Origin of the sequence: Filibacter tadaridae, assembly GCF_900609045.1 — a bacterium.
Lineage (GTDB): Bacteria > Bacillota > Bacilli > Bacillales_A > Planococcaceae > Sporosarcina > Sporosarcina tadaridae.
Genome location: NZ_UXAV01000011.1, coordinates 1 through 830 on the forward strand (window position 1 = coordinate 1; position 830 = coordinate 830).

An 830-nucleotide genomic window follows, 5' to 3' on the forward strand; every position below is an offset into this window, starting at 1 on the left:
GAGCCAGCCGCCGAAGGTGGGACAGATGATTGGGGTGAAGTCGTAACAAGGTAGCCGTATCGGAAGGTGCGGCTGGATCACCTCCTTTCTAAGGATTATATGAAAAGCGGAAAACGCCGTCTAGCTCAACCGACCAATGGAAGGCTCGAATAGAAATGCTTGCATTTCGACTGAGAGACTGAAGTGGGCGCGTGAGCTGGCGTTTGGAGCCGGACATACGGAAATAAAGGAATTGTACTTCATTCCTTTATAGGTCAATCAGGAATGGTTGATTATTTTAGCGCAAAGCACGCTAAAAAATCTTATTGACGTTTTGCGTTCAGTTTTGAAGGTTCATGGTAAAGTGAAAAATATCACTTCATATAAACGGATACTGAAGGGCTTGAATAGGAATGCTTGCATTTTTATTCAAGAATTAAAGTTGCCGTTTGAAGTGATGTTTATAACTGGACATGTTATTTAAACTTCATAAAAATCCCAAATGGGGCCTATAGCTCAGCTGGTTAGAGCGCACGCCTGATAAGCGTGAGGTCGATGGTTCGAGTCCATTTAGGCCCACCATTAAGTTATTTTAGCAGGGTTATCGCTTAAATAACTATCATACAATTTCGGGGCCTTAGCTCAGCTGGGAGAGCGCCTGCCTTGCACGCAGGAGGTCAGCGGTTCGATCCCGCTAGGCTCCACCAATTTATTTTTTGTTCATTGAAAACTGGATAAAACGACATTGATTGCAACAAATCAAGAATCAACCGAGAAGAATTCAATTCTTCTTCGAATAGATCACTTCTGTGATTCTATTCATGCAATACCTTTTTAAGAATCATTATCTG

2 tRNA genes and 1 rRNA gene are annotated in these 830 nt (G+C 42.4%); all 3 read left to right on the top strand.

From position 1 onward, the window contains the following. Positions 1-88, top strand: a 16S ribosomal RNA gene (locus FILTAD_RS00220); the annotation flags it as partial. Between the two features lie 396 nt (positions 89-484). Next, a tRNA-Ile gene (locus FILTAD_RS00225) sits at positions 485-561 on the top strand. Positions 562-610: 49 nt separating this feature from the next. Beyond that, a tRNA-Ala gene (locus tag FILTAD_RS00230) sits at positions 611-686 on the top strand. Positions 687-830 lie beyond the last annotated feature (144 nt).